The sequence below is a fragment of the Sphingomonas sp. MMS12-HWE2-04 genome, from assembly GCF_044881185.1.
Lineage (GTDB): Bacteria > Pseudomonadota > Alphaproteobacteria > Sphingomonadales > Sphingomonadaceae > Sphingomonas.
Genome location: NZ_CP173254.1, coordinates 2,185,787 through 2,199,132, shown reverse-complemented (window position 1 = coordinate 2,199,132; position 13,346 = coordinate 2,185,787). Strand labels below are relative to the sequence as shown.

The following is a 13,346-nucleotide window of genomic DNA, read 5'->3' as shown; positions in this document are numbered from 1 at the left end:
GGTTAACCAATCAGTCCGAGATCGATCAGGCTCTGGCCCGTCGCGCGGATCGCCTCGTCGTTCGAGCGCGGCTGCCAGCCGAGCACCGCGCGCGCCTTGGCGTTGCTCGCATTGGCCTTGATCCCCAACCGTGGCGCCGCCTCACGCGCCATCGGATTGAACAGCGCCAGGATACGCACCACCCAACTCGGCACGCGGCGCCGCGTGACGTTCTTGGCGGCGGGCCCCAGCGCGCTGCGCAGCACCTCCGCCATTTGCGGGATCGACACGGCCGGGCCGGCGATGGCGAGGAACCGTTCACTCGCGGCGGCCGGATCGGTCATCGCACTGATCTGGAGGTTGGCGACATCGCGCACGTCGACCACGCCGAACCACAGGTCGGGCAGGCCGGGCATCTTGCCTTCGAGCATCGACTTGACCAGCCAGACCGAAGTCGAGAGATCGCCGTTCAGCGCCGGGCCGAAAATGCCCACCGGATTGACCACCGCGAGTTCGAGACCCTTGCCTTCCGACCCCACGAAATCCCAGGCCGCGCGCTCGGCGAGGGTCTTGGACTTCATATAGGGCTGGACCGCAGGGCCGTTCACATCGGTCCAGTCCGCCTCGGTATAGGGCGTGTCGCGCTGGCCATGGCCATAGCCGATCGCGGCGAAGCTCGAGGTGAGGACGACGCGCTTGACCCCAGCATCGCGCGCGGCGCGCAGCACCCGCAGCGTGCCTTCGCGAGCGGGACGGATCAATTCCTGCTCGTCCTGCGGCTGGCTGGGCGGGAAGGGCGAGGCGACGTGCTGAACATAGTCGCATCCTGCCGCTGCCTCGGCCCAGCCCTCGTCCTTTTCGAGATCGGCGGCGAAGAAGCGCAGGTTGCGCGTATCGGCCCCGGCGCGTTCGAGCGTCGCCCGCACTTCGGCTTCGCGTGTCAGGCTACGCACCGTGGTCCGCACATGATGGCCCTGGCCGAGCAGCTGGAGGATAACATGGCCGCCGACAAAGCCGGATCCGCCAGTTACGAGCACAGTGGATGTCGTCATCGTAACGATCTGGGGAAGTGGGGTTCCGGCTTCAATGGCCGGGGTTCACTATGTTCGCCGCGATGTTCGCCGCGATGCCCCCTTGCGCCCCGTCCACCGAGCGCCGATGTTGGGGGCCGGGCAAAAACCAGTAATGAGACAAACCCACATGCATCCGCTTTCCGGTCAGATGACCATCGACCCCGTAACCGGCGGTCTCGTTCCCATCGTCATCGAGCAGTCGAGCCGCGGCGAGCGCAGCTTCGACATCTATTCGCGCCTGCTGCGCGAGCGGATCGTGTTCGTCACCGGCGGCGTCGAGGATCACATGGCCTCGCTGATCACCGCACAGCTGCTCTTCCTCGAGTCCGAGAACCCGAAGAAGGACATCTGGATGTACATCAATTCGCCGGGCGGTGTCGTCACCGCCGGCATGGCGATCCACGACACGATGCAATATATCCGTCCGCGCGTCGGCACGGTCTGCATCGGCCAGGCGGCGTCGATGGGCAGCTTCCTGCTTGCCTCGGGCGAGCCGGGCCTGCGCGTTGCGCTGACTAATGCCCGCATCATGCTGCACCAGCCCTCGGGCGGCGCGCAGGGCATGGCCTCGGACATCGAGATCCAGGCTAAGGAGATTCTCCGTATTCGCGCACGGATGAATGCGCTCTATGCCAAATATACCGGGCAGCCGATCGAGCGGATCGAGCAGGTCATGGATCGTGACAGCTTCTTCGAGGCAGACGAGGCCAAGGCCTTCGGCGTAGTCGACGAAGTCTATGAAAAGCGGCCGCAGCCGACTGACGACACCGCGGCTGCTTAAGAGTTTTTGGACTATAGCTGTCCGCGGGCTGGTCTCGCGGACGGCCGGAACCGCTAGGCGGGCCGATTTTGGATTGCCGGACGGGAACTCGCGTGTAGGATGGCGGGTAGTGGCTACGCGTCCGGCGCGTAAAGGATGGATTGAATGACAAAGCTCAGCGGCGGCGACTCGAAGAGCACGCTTTACTGCTCGTTCTGCGGCAAGTCGCAGCACGAGGTCCGCAAGCTCATCGCCGGGCCGACCGTGTTCATCTGCGATGAATGTGTCGAGCTCTGCAACGACATCATCCGCGAAGAGACCAAGTCAGCGCTCGTCAGCAAGAAGGACGGTGGCGTTCCCACGCCGCAGGAAATCTGCGACGTGCTCGACGATTACGTGATCGGCCAGAAGCAGGCCAAGCGCGTGCTCTCGGTCGCGGTGCACAACCATTACAAGCGGCTCAACCACGGCGCCAAGGGTGCCGATGTCGAACTCGCCAAGTCGAACATCCTGCTCGTCGGGCCGACCGGCTGCGGCAAGACCTTGCTCGCCCAGACGCTGGCGCGCATCCTCGACGTGCCGTTCACCATGGCCGATGCCACCACGCTCACCGAAGCCGGCTATGTCGGCGAGGACGTGGAGAACATCATCCTCAAGCTGCTCCAGGCCTCGGACTATAATGTCGAGCGGGCCCAGCGCGGGATCGTCTATATCGACGAGATCGACAAGATTTCGCGCAAGGCCGAGAACCCCTCGATCACGCGCGACGTTTCGGGCGAGGGCGTCCAGCAGGCGCTGCTCAAGCTGATGGAAGGCACGACCGCGTCGGTGCCGCCGCAGGGCGGGCGCAAGCATCCGCAGCAGGAGTTCCTCCAGGTCGACACGACCAACATCCTGTTCATCTGCGGCGGCGCGTTCTCGGGCCTCGAGAAGATCATCGGCGATCGCCTGCAGGGCAAGTCGATCGGTTTCGGCGCCTATGTGGCCGCTCCCGAGGAGCGCCGCACCGGTGAGCTGCTGCGCCAGACCGAGCCGGAGGATCTGCTCAAGTTCGGCCTGATCCCCGAATTCGTCGGCCGCCTGCCGGTGATCGCGACGCTCGAGGATCTCGATGTCGACGCGTTGATCAAGATCCTCACCGAGCCGAAGAACGCTTTGGTGAAGCAGTATCAGAAGCTGTTCGACATGGAGAACGTCAAGCTCGGCTTCAACGACGAAGCGCTCGTCGCGGTTTCGAAAAAGGCGATCGAGCGCAAGACCGGCGCCCGCGGCCTCCGCTCGATCCTCGAAGCGATCCTGCTCGACACGATGTTTGACTTGCCGAGCATGGACGGCGTCGACGAAGTGATGGTCGACAAGGACGTGGTTGAAGGCCGCAAGGACCCGGTCCGCATCTATGCCAAGAAGGAAAAGGCCGGCAGCGCCGCCTGATCCTGTTGCCAAAGCATCGCACAAGCGGCCGGAAAGACGTCTTTCCGGCCGCTTTCTTTTTGCGGACGATTGACCAACTCGGCGGCGAGGCGCACCCTCTTTCCCATAAAATACGGGATGGAGAGGTGACGTATGTCCGATGTTGCCATTCTCGACGACAATGAGCGGGACTATCACTCGCCGTTCGATCTGGCGCTCAACCCCGCGGCCCTAGAGACCTTCAAATGGCTGCTACTTGGCCACGTCTTGTACGTGATCGGGTTCGTCGTGGTGCTCTACTTCCATATCGACAATGGCGCGGTCTGGATCACGCCGCTGTTCGGTGTGCCCTTCGTCTGGCACGAGCGGCATGACCGGCTCGGCGTCAAGGCGCTGGTCTTCTTCCTCGGCTTCACTCTGATGCACTATGTCGCGCTCAAGACGGTGAGTGGCATCTATGGCGACGACGTCGGCTTCCTGCGCGGCTTTGTCGGCGGCGCGGTGGGCGGCGGTGGCTGCGTGCTGCTCTGCGCGATCTTCGGGCTGCTGCGAAAGGGCTCGAGCCTAACCTTCGAGGCGTTCGGCACGGTGCTGCTCGGCGCAGTAGGAAGCTTCTGCCTCTATATGTACCTGACCACCGGCGCGAACGGCAATTCGTTCCTGAGCGACGTGGTCCAGCCGCTCAAGGTCTACACGCCGTGGCAGGTGGTGTTCGCCTATGTCCTCGCGCGGGTGCTGCGGCCGGTGCGTTAGGTAGCTTGAACGGCTAAACTGCTATCGAGCGCCCGAAGCCAGCTCCCGTGCGGAAGAGCGGACTGGCGGTTAGCCACCAATTCCGGTCGATCTCCCCTCGCCCGGCCCAGGCCGGATCAGAGCAACCCAGGCACAAAGCGCTTCACCCGCGCGGCATAGGCGTCATAGGTCGGGCCGAAGCGCAGGCGCAGCAGCCGTTCCTCTTCGGCCACGCGCAGCCAGGTGCCGATCCAGTAGAGCGGCACGCCGGGGACCAAGCCGCGGAGATGGCCGAAGGCCAGCGCCATCGCGAGCAGCATGGCGAACAGCGCGACATAGATCGGGTGGCGGACCAGCGCGAACGGACCCCAGGTCACCAGGGCGTGGTCCGATCGGGTCCGCGCGACGATGCTCCAATTATGCCCCATCGCATGCGCTGCCGCCGCGAACAGCCCGATCGTCAGCCCCATCAGCGCGAGCACCAGCGCCGCCTGCGCCAGCCCTGCCGGGGATCCCGGGGCGAGAGTGGCCACGATCGGCCCGACGCCGACAGCCAGGAAGCCGAGGCTCTGGATCGCGACGCCGAGCATCGAACGCGGCGCGCCATGCCCGCCCTTGCTCCTGCCCGGATGCCGCAACCTCAGCCGCACGAGCCCCAGCGACGCGACGAACAGCGCGAACCCCAGCGCCATCACCACGACCGCGCCGAGGCTGGTCGGCTGGGGGGCAACCCAGCTCATCCGCCGCGGCCCAGATAGCGCTGCGCCGCCTCGACGGCGTCCGAGCGCTTCAGGATGCGCGACGCCGGATCGATGACGACATGCGCGCCGTCCGGCACGGCGATGCTGCCGCTGCCGCCGGCCATCGCCACGCTTTGCACCTTGCCGTCGATCGCGACTTCGACCGGAAGCGGGAAGGGCTTGTCGCCCGGCACCTTCCATTTGAGGGTTAGCCGGCCGCCCTGGCGGGTCTCGATCAGCTCGGGAAGCGCAGCCTGGCGCAGATAGACGTCGAAGAACCAGCTTAGGTCCTTGCCCGTCACCTGATTGACGATGCCGACATATTCGGGCGTTGTCGCGAAGCGCGGCTGGAAATTGCCCGGCTTGGGATCGGCGCGGCCATAGACCAGGCGCCGGGTGACTTCCCAGAAATCCTGGTCGCCGATCAGATTGCGCAGCGTGTGAAGTACCCAGGCGCCCTTGACATAGATGTCACTGCCGGGCCCGCCCTTTTCAGCCTCGTAGACTTCCTCCTCGGTCATGATCCGGCCCGAGACGATCGGCGCCTGGTTCGCGATCTGGTTGCGGAAATCGTCCATCATCGCGGCATAGCGCGCCTCGCCCTCGCGCCAGCGGCCGTAGAGCGGCTGCATGTACTGGGCATAGCCCTCGTGCAGCCAGTAATCGTCCCAGTTGGCGGCCGACATCTGATTGCCGAACCATTCGTGGGCGAGCTCGTGCTGGAAGATCTCGTCGAAGCCGCTCGGCGTCTTCTTGTAGTTGTTGCCATAGGCGTTGATCGTCTGGTGCTCCATGCCGAGATGCGGCGTCTCGACCACGCCCACCTTCTCGTCCCACCAGGGATAGGGCCCGATATTGGCCTCGAAGAAATCGAGCGCCGGCGCGAACTCGGCGAACAGCGCCGCCGCCTTGGCCTCGCGGCCGGGCAGATACCAATAGTGCATCGGGATTTTGGGCCCGAAGCGGCTGGCATAGGTCCCGGCGACTTCCTTGTAGGGGGCGACGTCGAGCGCGACCGAATAGGGGTTCGGGCTGCGCGCCTTCCAGTGCCAGGTCGTGCGCCCGTCGGGCAACGTTTCGATCTTCTGCAGCAGGCCATTGGCCGGCGCGGAAAGGCCCTTGGGCGCGGTGATGTGGAGATCGACAAGGTCGGGCTCGCCGCGTGGGAAATCGAGGCATGGCCAGAACAGGTCGCAGCCATAGCCCTCGGCCGTCGTCGCCACCCAGGGCTTTCGCTCGGTCGGCGTCTTGGCCCAGACCAACCCGTCGTCCCATGGCGCGCGCACCGCGACATGCGGTGTGCCGCCATAGACGATCTTCACCACCGCGCTGCCACCGGCCTTGAGCGGGCGGGGCAGGGTGATCGCCAGCCGCCCCTCGGGATTGCTCCACGCGGTGTGCGCGAGCGGCTTGCCGTCGATGCTGATCGCGCTGACCGGCAGGTTCCTGTCGAGATCGATCAGCAGCCGGGTCTGCGCCGCGGCGGTGCGCAGCGTCAGCGTCGCGATGCCCTCCAGGCGCTGCTTGTCGGGCAGCACTTCGATGGCGAGATCGACATGCTCAAGATGCAGCGCCGCGCGTTCGGCGTCGATCGGACCGCCCGAGGCCTGGGTGATTGCCGTGATCGGCGGCTCGCCGGGACGGATCTGCGCCGCCGCAGGGGCGGCAAGGGCAAGAGCGGATGCGACGAGCAGCAGGCGCGTAGGGATAGGCTTCTCCATCAGGCGAATTCCACCGAGAAACTCTCGATGTCGAGAATGAAATAGGGCTTGTCGTTCTGCAGGATCGTGATCGTGTGCGGCCAATGCACGCCTTGGTCGGGCTGCTCGCCTTCGAACAGGAAGCGCTGGGCGATTACGGCGTCGCTGTCCGGGCTGGCGACCGTGTAATCGGCGACGGCGAGATAGTCGCCTTCAAGCTCGAAGCGGACCGGCGGCAGGCCGGGGTGCTGTGCTGTCAGGCGGCCGCCCTCCACCTGCGTCGGCGCCAGCGCGAGCAGCATATAGCCATAGAGCCCATATTGCTGGCGCTCGTGCAGCGTCTGGCGTGCGGGCAGCGGCTTTCGCTCGCCACTCCGCTCGACGAAACCGCCCGCGGGCTCGATGATCAGCGTGCGTGCGGTATCCGGCTTACCCGCAAGCCAACTGCGGGATCTTGCGCGGACGAACGGCTCGACTCGCGTGTCGATCTCGAGTTCCAGCCTCTTGTCGCGGAGCATCACTTGCGCCTGGCCGGTCCAGCGAAGCGCCTTCACCCGCGCGAGCTTCGCGCGCCCGCCCATCGCCCGCAACGCGCGATCGAGCAGGTCCTCGCGCGGCAGCGCCGCGGCCTTCGCCGCCAGCGGAAGCGCCAATCCACAGCCAATCAATGCACGACGATTGATGCCGCTGGCGCGACCCCCATATATAGTGGAGAATAAGAGCCGCACGGGCTCAGGAGTATCCATGAAGCAGTCTTATCCCGTCCTGCCGCTTCGCGACATCGTCGTCTTTCCGCACATGATCGTGCCGCTGTTCGTCGGCCGCGACAAGTCGGTCGCCGCGCTCGAAGCCGCAATGGCCGACGACAAGGAGATTTTCCTCGTCGCACAGCTCGATCCGGCCGAGGACGATCCCGGCCGTGAGGACCTGTACGATACCGGCGTCTCGGCCGAAGTGCTCCAGTTGCTCAAGCTGCCCGACGGCACGGTCCGCGTGCTCGTCGCCGGCAAGGAGCGCGGCACGCTCGATTCGGTCGAGGAGGGCGGGGCCTTCCTCACCGCCAGCGTCAGCCCCGTGGAGGCCGACAACGACACGCTGGAAAAGGCGAGCGCCGAGCTCCAGGCGCTGATGCGTTCGGTGGTCGATCAGTTCGAAAATTATGCCAAGCTCAACCGCAAGCTGCCGGCCGAGACCGCCGTTCAGCTCGGCGAGCTCGACGATCCGTCGCGCCTTGCCGACGCGGTTGCCGCCAACATCGCAGTCAAGGTCGCCGAGAAGCAGTCGCTGCTCGTCGAGAAGGATCCGCAGAAGCGCCTTGAGATGGTGTTCGCCTTCATGGAGGGCGAGCTCGGCGTGCTCCAGGTGGAGAAGAAGATCCGCAGCCGCGTCAAGCGCCAGATGGAGAAGACGCAGCGCGAATATTATCTCAACGAGCAATTGAAGGCGATCCAGCGCGAACTCGGTAACGAGGGCGACGAAGGTGATGGCGACGAGGTTGCCGAGCTCACTCAGAAGATCGCGACCCTTAAGCTCTCCAAGGAAGCGCGCACCAAGGCGACCGCCGAGCTCAAGAAGCTCAAGACCATGGCGCCGATGAGCGCCGAGGCGACCGTCGTGCGCAATTATCTCGACGTGCTGCTCGGCCTGCCCTGGGGCAAGAAGTCGAAGCTCAAAAAGGACTTGGTCGAGGCCGAGGACGTCCTCAACGGCGATCATTATGCGCTGGAGAAGGTCAAGGACCGGATCATCGAATATCTCGCGGTCCAGGCGCGCACCAACAAGCTGAAGGGGCCGATCCTGTGTCTCGTCGGGCCTCCCGGCGTGGGCAAGACCTCGCTCGGCAAATCGATCGCCAAGGCGACCGGGCGCGAGTTCATCCGCCAGTCGCTGGGCGGCGTGCGCGACGAGGCCGAGATCCGCGGCCACAGGCGAACCTATATCGGCTCGCTGCCGGGCAAGATCGTGACCAATCTCAAAAAGGCCGGCACTTCGAATCCGCTGTTCCTGCTCGACGAGATCGACAAGCTCGGCCAGGATTTCCGCGGCGATCCCGCCTCGGCGCTGCTCGAAGTGCTCGACCCCGAGCAGAACAACAAGTTCAACGATCATTATCTGGAGATCGACATCGATCTTTCGGACGTGATGTTCGTGTGCACGGCGAACTCGCTCAACCTGCCCCAGCCGCTGCTCGACCGCATGGAGATCATCCGGCTCGAGGGCTATACCGAGGACGAGAAGGTCGAGATCGCCGAGCGCCATCTGGTCGAGAAGCAGATCGAGGCGCATGGTCTGAAGGACGGCGAGTTTGCGCTCACCACCGAAGGGCTGCGCGCGCTGATCCAGAAGTACACGCGCGAGGCGGGCGTCCGCACGCTCGAGCGCGAGATCGCCAAGCTCGCCCGCAAGGCGCTCCGCAAAATCCTCGAGGGCAAGGAAACCAGCGTCACCGTCACGCCGGAAAACCTCCACGAATATGCCGGCGTTCCGAAATATCGCCACGAGCTGGGTGAAGAGGAGAACCAGATCGGCGCCGTCACCGGCCTGGCCTGGACCGAAGTGGGCGGCGAGCTGCTGACCATCGAAAGCGTCACCGTGCCCGGCAAGGGCATGATCAAGACCACCGGCAAGCTCGGCGACGTCATGAAGGAATTGGTCGAGGCGGCGTTCAGCTTCGTGCGGGCGCGTAGCCCAAGCTACGGCATCAAGCCGAGCCTGTTCGCGCGCAAGGACATCCATGTCCATTTGCCCGAAGGGGCCGTGCCCAAGGATGGCCCGTCGGCGGGTATCGGCCTGGTCACTGCGATCGTCTCGACGATGACCGGGGTGGCGGTGCGCCGCGACATCGCGATGACCGGCGAAGTCACGCTGCGCGGCAGGGTGCTCCCGATCGGCGGTCTCAAGGAGAAGCTGCTCGCGGCGCTGCGCGGCGGCATCAAGACCGTGCTGATCCCGGCCGAGAATGAGAAGGATCTCGCCGAGATCCCGGCGAACATCCGCGAGGGTCTCGAGATCGTCCCGGTCAAGCATGTCGACGAAGTGCTGCGGCTCGCGCTGATCGAGCCGCTCACCGCGATCGACTGGACCGATGCCGACGAACTCGCCGCACAGCCCCCGGTCGGGGTGCCGGCGATGGGCGACGCCGTCCATCATTGAGACACGGCTTTCCGGCGGATTTCCGTCGGAAAGCCTTTGACAGCGGTGGCGGTCGCGTGCTTGCTGACGCGTCCGGCCAACGCCGCGACTCATTTTCGAAATACCAGCTACCAGGGGGATCCCACCAGCATGAACAAGCAAGAGCTGATCGGCCAAGTCGCCGACACGTCCGGTCTTGGCAAGGGCGATGCCAGCAAGGCCGTTGAAGCCGTGTTCGACGCGATTTCGGCTGCGCTCAAGAAGGGCGATGAAGTCCGCCTCGTGGGCTTCGGCACGTTTTCGGTGAGCAAGCGCAAGGCCTCCACCGGCCGCAACCCGCGCACCGGCGAGGAAATGACGATCAAGGCGTCGAACCAGCCCAAGTTCAAGGCCGGCAAGGGCCTGAAGGACTCGGTCAACTGATTTTGATCGGGAGGCGGTCTGAGGGGCTGGACAGCGCACCGCGCTCCGCCTAAAGGCCCGCTTCCCGTTTCGGCCCCGCTTGCTCGGGGCCAACCCTCCGAACCGAGGTTCGGGCGCGTAGCTCAGTGGTAGAGCACACCCTTCACACGGGTGGGGTCGCAGGTTCAATCCCTGCCGCGCCCACCATATTGGCCCGCCGGTCGCGCGACTGGCGGGCTTTTTCTTTCTACGGCCAAAGGGCGTCCATCCGCGCAGAGAGTGCGCAGCGGCCTTAGATCGAAACCACCGGCACCAGCACGACCAGCTTGCAATCGGGCCGCTCCGACGGCGCGAAGCTGTGCTGATCGAAGGCGCGCTCGCCCTCAGCAACGACAAACAGCCGGCGGCCGCCTTCGCGAGCGAGCACCGACTGGTCGTGCCAGGCTTCGGCGAAGAAAGTGCTCTCGGCGCTCAGCGCGTCAACGAGTTGCTGCAGCCGCGGATCGCCGCGGCCCTTGGCGAAGTCGGCGCGGAATTCGGCAAGGTTGCGCCGGGCGCGGTCCTGCCAGTCGGGCAGCAGCGTGCGCGCCGCCGGGCTGAGGAACAGATAGCGCAGCAGATTGCGGTCGTGCCCGTCGTCGAGCCAGCCGGCGAACAGCGCGGCGGCCTGCGGATTCCACGCGCACGCGTTCCAGAGCCGGTCGAGCCCATAGGCCGGCACCGCCAGCGTCGCGACCAGCGCCGCGATCGACGCCGGGGCATCGTCGCCCGGCGCCAGAGCGGGCAGGGCAGGGTCGCGCCGCCCGGCCAGCTCGAACAGATAGGTGCGCTCGGCCTGGTTGAGTCCCAACGCCGCGGCGAGCCGCGCCAGCGCCTGGGGCGACGCCTTCACGTCGCGGCCCTGCTCGATCCACGCGACCCAGGTCGCGCTGATCCCGGCGCGCTGCGCCAGCTCCTCGCGCCGCAGCCCCGGCGTGCGTCGCCGCCCGAACCCGATTTCGGCCGTCAGCCGCTCGCGATGTGCGCGAACGAAGCTGCCGAGCAGATCTGCGTTGCTGTCCATGACAGCGTTTATACCAGGATAAGTGATTACTTGTACCAGTCTTGAAAGCCGCTAGCGCCGCGCCGAAGGAGAATTTCGGGTGGCTTTGCTGTGGATGGGTGCAACGGTGGCGGCGGCGGCGCTCCAGGTCGGACGCAATGCGCTCCAGCGCGGGCTGATGCCGCGTTCGGGGCCATGGGGCGCAACGCTGGTGCGCTTCCTGTTCGGGTTGCCCTTTTCGCTTGCGCTTGCCGCGATCGCCGTTGCGCTGAGCCACGATCTCCATCCGCGGTTCGGCTGGGATTTCTGGTGGCCGGCGCTCGCCGGCGCCGTGTCGCAGGTCGCCGCCACCGCGGCGCTACTGATGGCGATGCACCGCGCCGGCTTCGCGGTCGGCACCGCGCTCCAGCTGAGCTCGGTGCCGCTTGCCGCGATCCTCGGCCTCGCCGTGTTCGGCGATACGCTGAGCGCGCTCGGCTGGGCAGGGGTGGGGCTCACCACGATCGGCCTCGCCGCACTCGCCTGGCCACGCGGCGCGGCGAGCGTGGCGCATCCGGTGGCGGGGGTGGCATTCGGCATCGTCTCGGGGTTGTGCTTCGGCTTCGCGCTCAATGCCTTTCGCCATGCCGGGCTCGGGCTCGAGCCGCACCATCCGTTCTTCGCGGCGATGGCGAGCCTGACGATCGTCCAGGCGATCCAGTCCGCGGCCTTGACTGCCTATCTGGCGATATGGGACCGCCGTGCGCTGGTCGCGATCTTCAAGGGCTGGCGCCACTCGCTGGGGGCAGGGATGTTCGGCGGGCTCGCTTCGTCGGGCTGGTTCCTCGCGCTCAACCTGACCACCGCGGCGGCGGTGCGCTCGCTGGGCGTGATCGAGATGCCGATCGCCGCGCTCGCCGGCCACCGGCTGTTCCGCGAGCGCGTCACCGTGACGATGGCGCTCGGCGTGCTCGCCGTAACCGCCGGGGTAGCGATGACCGCCGGGCTTTGAGGGCTGGCAATGTAGGATTTTGCCTGCCACCTTCCTCGGCATGGCGGGGGATCGGAGTCGCGCGGCGCTTACCGCGAAGCGAGTCAAATTGGCGCTCGCGCTGATCGCTATGACCCTCCCGTCCGCTGCATCGGCGCAGGGCCAGGCCACGCTGCTCGTTCCAGACCGCGTCTTCACCGCGACCGACGGTGTCGCGCATCCCGGCTGGAAGGTGCTCGTGGAGGGTGAGCGCATCGTCGCGGTCGGGCCCGACGTGTCCGCGCCGGCAACCGCGGAGACGCTGGCGCTGCCCGGCGCGACGCTGCTCCCCGGGCTGATCGACTTGCACGTCCATCTCTTCCTTCATCCCTATGATGAGGCGAGCTGGAACGATCAGGTGATCAAGGAGCCGCTGTCGCTGCGTACCGCGCGCGCAGTGGCGCATGCCCGGGCGACGCTGATGGCCGGCTTCACCACGGTACGCGATCTCGGCACCGAGGGAGCAGGCGACGCCGATGCAGGGCTCAAGGCCGCGATCGAGCAGGGCGTGGTGCCCGGCCCGCGGCTGCTGATCGCCGATCGCGCGTTGGTCGCCACCGGCGCCTATGGCCCCAAGGGCTATGCCTTTGACGTGCCGCAGGGAGCCGAGGAAGCCAGCGGTGCTGAGAATATCATCGCGGCGGTACGTCGCCAGATCGCCCACGGCGCCGATTGGGTGAAGTTCTATGCCGATTATCGATGGGGCCCGGGTGAACCAAGCCGCGCGACCTTCAGTCTCGACGAGCTCAGGGCCGGCATCGCGGCCGCGCACGATGCGGGGCGCAAGGTCGCGGTCCATGCCAGCACGGTCGAGGGGATGCGCCGCGCGGTGCTGGCGGGTGCCGACACGATCGAGCATGGCAATGACGGCACGCCGGAGATCTTCCGGCTGATGAAGGCGCATGGCGTAGCCTTGTGCCCGACGCTCGCCGCGAGCGACGCGATTGCCCGCTATGCCGGCACGACTGTCCCGGCTGCGAAGCTGGCGAGCTATCGCGCCGCGCTGGCCGCTGGCGTGACGATGTGCGCGGGCGGCGACACCGGGGTGTTCGCGCATGGCGAGAATGCCCGCGAGATCGTGCTGATGGCCGAATTGGGGATGCCGCCGTCCGAGGCGCTGCGCGTCGCCACCGCCGGCAACGCCGCGATCCTCGGGCTGGACGACCGAATTGGCACGATCGCGCCGGGCAAGCTTGCCGATCTCGTTGCGGTCGAAGGCGATCCGACCGCCGACATCACCGTGCTGTCGAAAGTGCGGCTGGTGTTCCAGCGGGGCAGGCGGGTCCCGCGCGACTGATCGCGTCATTTCGGGACTATTGTCATTTAAGAGTCATTCAGACGTCACCAAAGCGTCTCGCGTTCTGAAT

12 protein-coding genes and 1 tRNA gene are annotated in these 13,346 nt (G+C 66.1%); 8 read left to right on the top strand and 5 right to left on the bottom strand.

Going from position 1 to position 13,346, the window contains the following annotated elements; genetic code table 11:
• Positions 1-2: 2 nt before the first annotated feature.
• Positions 3-1,031 carry an SDR family oxidoreductase gene (locus tag AB2M62_RS10085; RefSeq protein WP_404333409.1) on the bottom strand — a complete coding sequence of 343 codons (1,029 nt, stop codon included), beginning with the start codon at positions 1,029-1,031 and terminating at the stop codon, positions 3-5.
• Positions 1,032-1,179: 148 nt separating this feature from the next.
• On the opposite strand from AB2M62_RS10085, the gene AB2M62_RS10080 reads away from it, so the two are divergent.
• From AB2M62_RS10080 to AB2M62_RS10070, 3 genes are all read left to right on the top strand, one after another.
• Complete coding sequence (locus AB2M62_RS10080) at positions 1,180-1,833, top strand: ATP-dependent Clp protease proteolytic subunit (RefSeq protein WP_404333408.1); 654 nt, start codon at positions 1,180-1,182, stop codon at positions 1,831-1,833.
• 144 nt (positions 1,834-1,977) lie between these two features.
• Positions 1,978-3,243, top strand: a complete 1,266-nt coding sequence (gene clpX, locus AB2M62_RS10075) for an ATP-dependent Clp protease ATP-binding subunit ClpX (protein ID WP_404333407.1) — start codon at positions 1,978-1,980, stop codon at positions 3,241-3,243.
• A gap of 132 nt (positions 3,244-3,375) precedes the next feature.
• Positions 3,376-3,975: a hypothetical protein gene (locus tag AB2M62_RS10070; protein ID WP_404333406.1), complete on the top strand. Its 600-nt coding sequence runs from the start codon at positions 3,376-3,378 to the stop codon at positions 3,973-3,975.
• 116 nt (positions 3,976-4,091) lie between these two features.
• Here AB2M62_RS10070 and AB2M62_RS10065 read toward each other — a convergent pair whose 3' ends face one another.
• Genes AB2M62_RS10065 through AB2M62_RS10055 form a run of 3 tightly spaced genes read right to left on the bottom strand, consistent with a single transcriptional unit; the run spans position 4,092 to position 7,047 of the window.
• Positions 4,092-4,694 carry a methyltransferase family protein gene (locus AB2M62_RS10065; protein WP_404333405.1) on the bottom strand — a complete coding sequence of 201 codons (603 nt, stop codon included), beginning with the start codon at positions 4,692-4,694 and terminating at the stop codon, positions 4,092-4,094.
• Entirely contained in the window at positions 4,691-6,415 is a 1,725-nt protein-coding gene (locus AB2M62_RS10060) for a M1 family metallopeptidase (protein WP_404333404.1), read from the bottom strand. Before AB2M62_RS10060 ends, AB2M62_RS10065 begins: the two co-directional genes overlap by 4 nt.
• The gene (locus AB2M62_RS10055; protein ID WP_404333403.1) at positions 6,415-7,047 is read right to left on the bottom strand and encodes a hypothetical protein; all 633 of its coding nucleotides are present in this window, start codon (positions 7,045-7,047) and stop codon (positions 6,415-6,417) included. Before AB2M62_RS10055 ends, AB2M62_RS10060 begins: the two co-directional genes overlap by 1 nt.
• A 91-nt stretch (positions 7,048-7,138) precedes the next feature.
• Between AB2M62_RS10055 and lon the strand changes: the two genes are divergently transcribed.
• The 3 genes from lon (at position 7,139) to AB2M62_RS10040 (ending at position 10,135) form a co-directional block, all read left to right on the top strand.
• Positions 7,139-9,547 carry an endopeptidase La gene (gene lon, locus AB2M62_RS10050; protein ID WP_404333402.1) on the top strand — a complete coding sequence of 803 codons (2,409 nt, stop codon included), beginning with the start codon at positions 7,139-7,141 and terminating at the stop codon, positions 9,545-9,547.
• Between the two features lie 129 nt (positions 9,548-9,676).
• Positions 9,677-9,949 (top strand): HU family DNA-binding protein, encoded by a 273-nt coding sequence (locus AB2M62_RS10045; RefSeq protein WP_187726877.1) that lies wholly within the window; start codon positions 9,677-9,679, stop codon positions 9,947-9,949.
• 111 nt (positions 9,950-10,060) lie between these two features.
• Positions 10,061-10,135 (top strand) — tRNA-Val (locus AB2M62_RS10040).
• 85 nt (positions 10,136-10,220) lie between these two features.
• Here AB2M62_RS10040 and AB2M62_RS10035 read toward each other — a convergent pair.
• The gene (locus tag AB2M62_RS10035) at positions 10,221-10,991 is read right to left on the bottom strand and encodes a helix-turn-helix domain-containing protein (RefSeq protein ID WP_404333401.1); all 771 of its coding nucleotides are present in this window, start codon (positions 10,989-10,991) and stop codon (positions 10,221-10,223) included.
• A gap of 79 nt (positions 10,992-11,070) precedes the next feature.
• On the opposite strand from AB2M62_RS10035, the gene AB2M62_RS10030 reads away from it, so the two are divergent.
• Positions 11,071-11,961, top strand: a complete 891-nt coding sequence (locus AB2M62_RS10030; protein ID WP_404333400.1) for an EamA/RhaT family transporter — start codon at positions 11,071-11,073, stop codon at positions 11,959-11,961.
• Positions 11,962-12,070: 109 nt separating this feature from the next.
• The gene (locus tag AB2M62_RS10025) at positions 12,071-13,276 is read left to right on the top strand and encodes an amidohydrolase family protein (protein WP_404333399.1); all 1,206 of its coding nucleotides are present in this window, start codon (positions 12,071-12,073) and stop codon (positions 13,274-13,276) included.
• Positions 13,277-13,346: the final 70 nt, after the last annotated feature.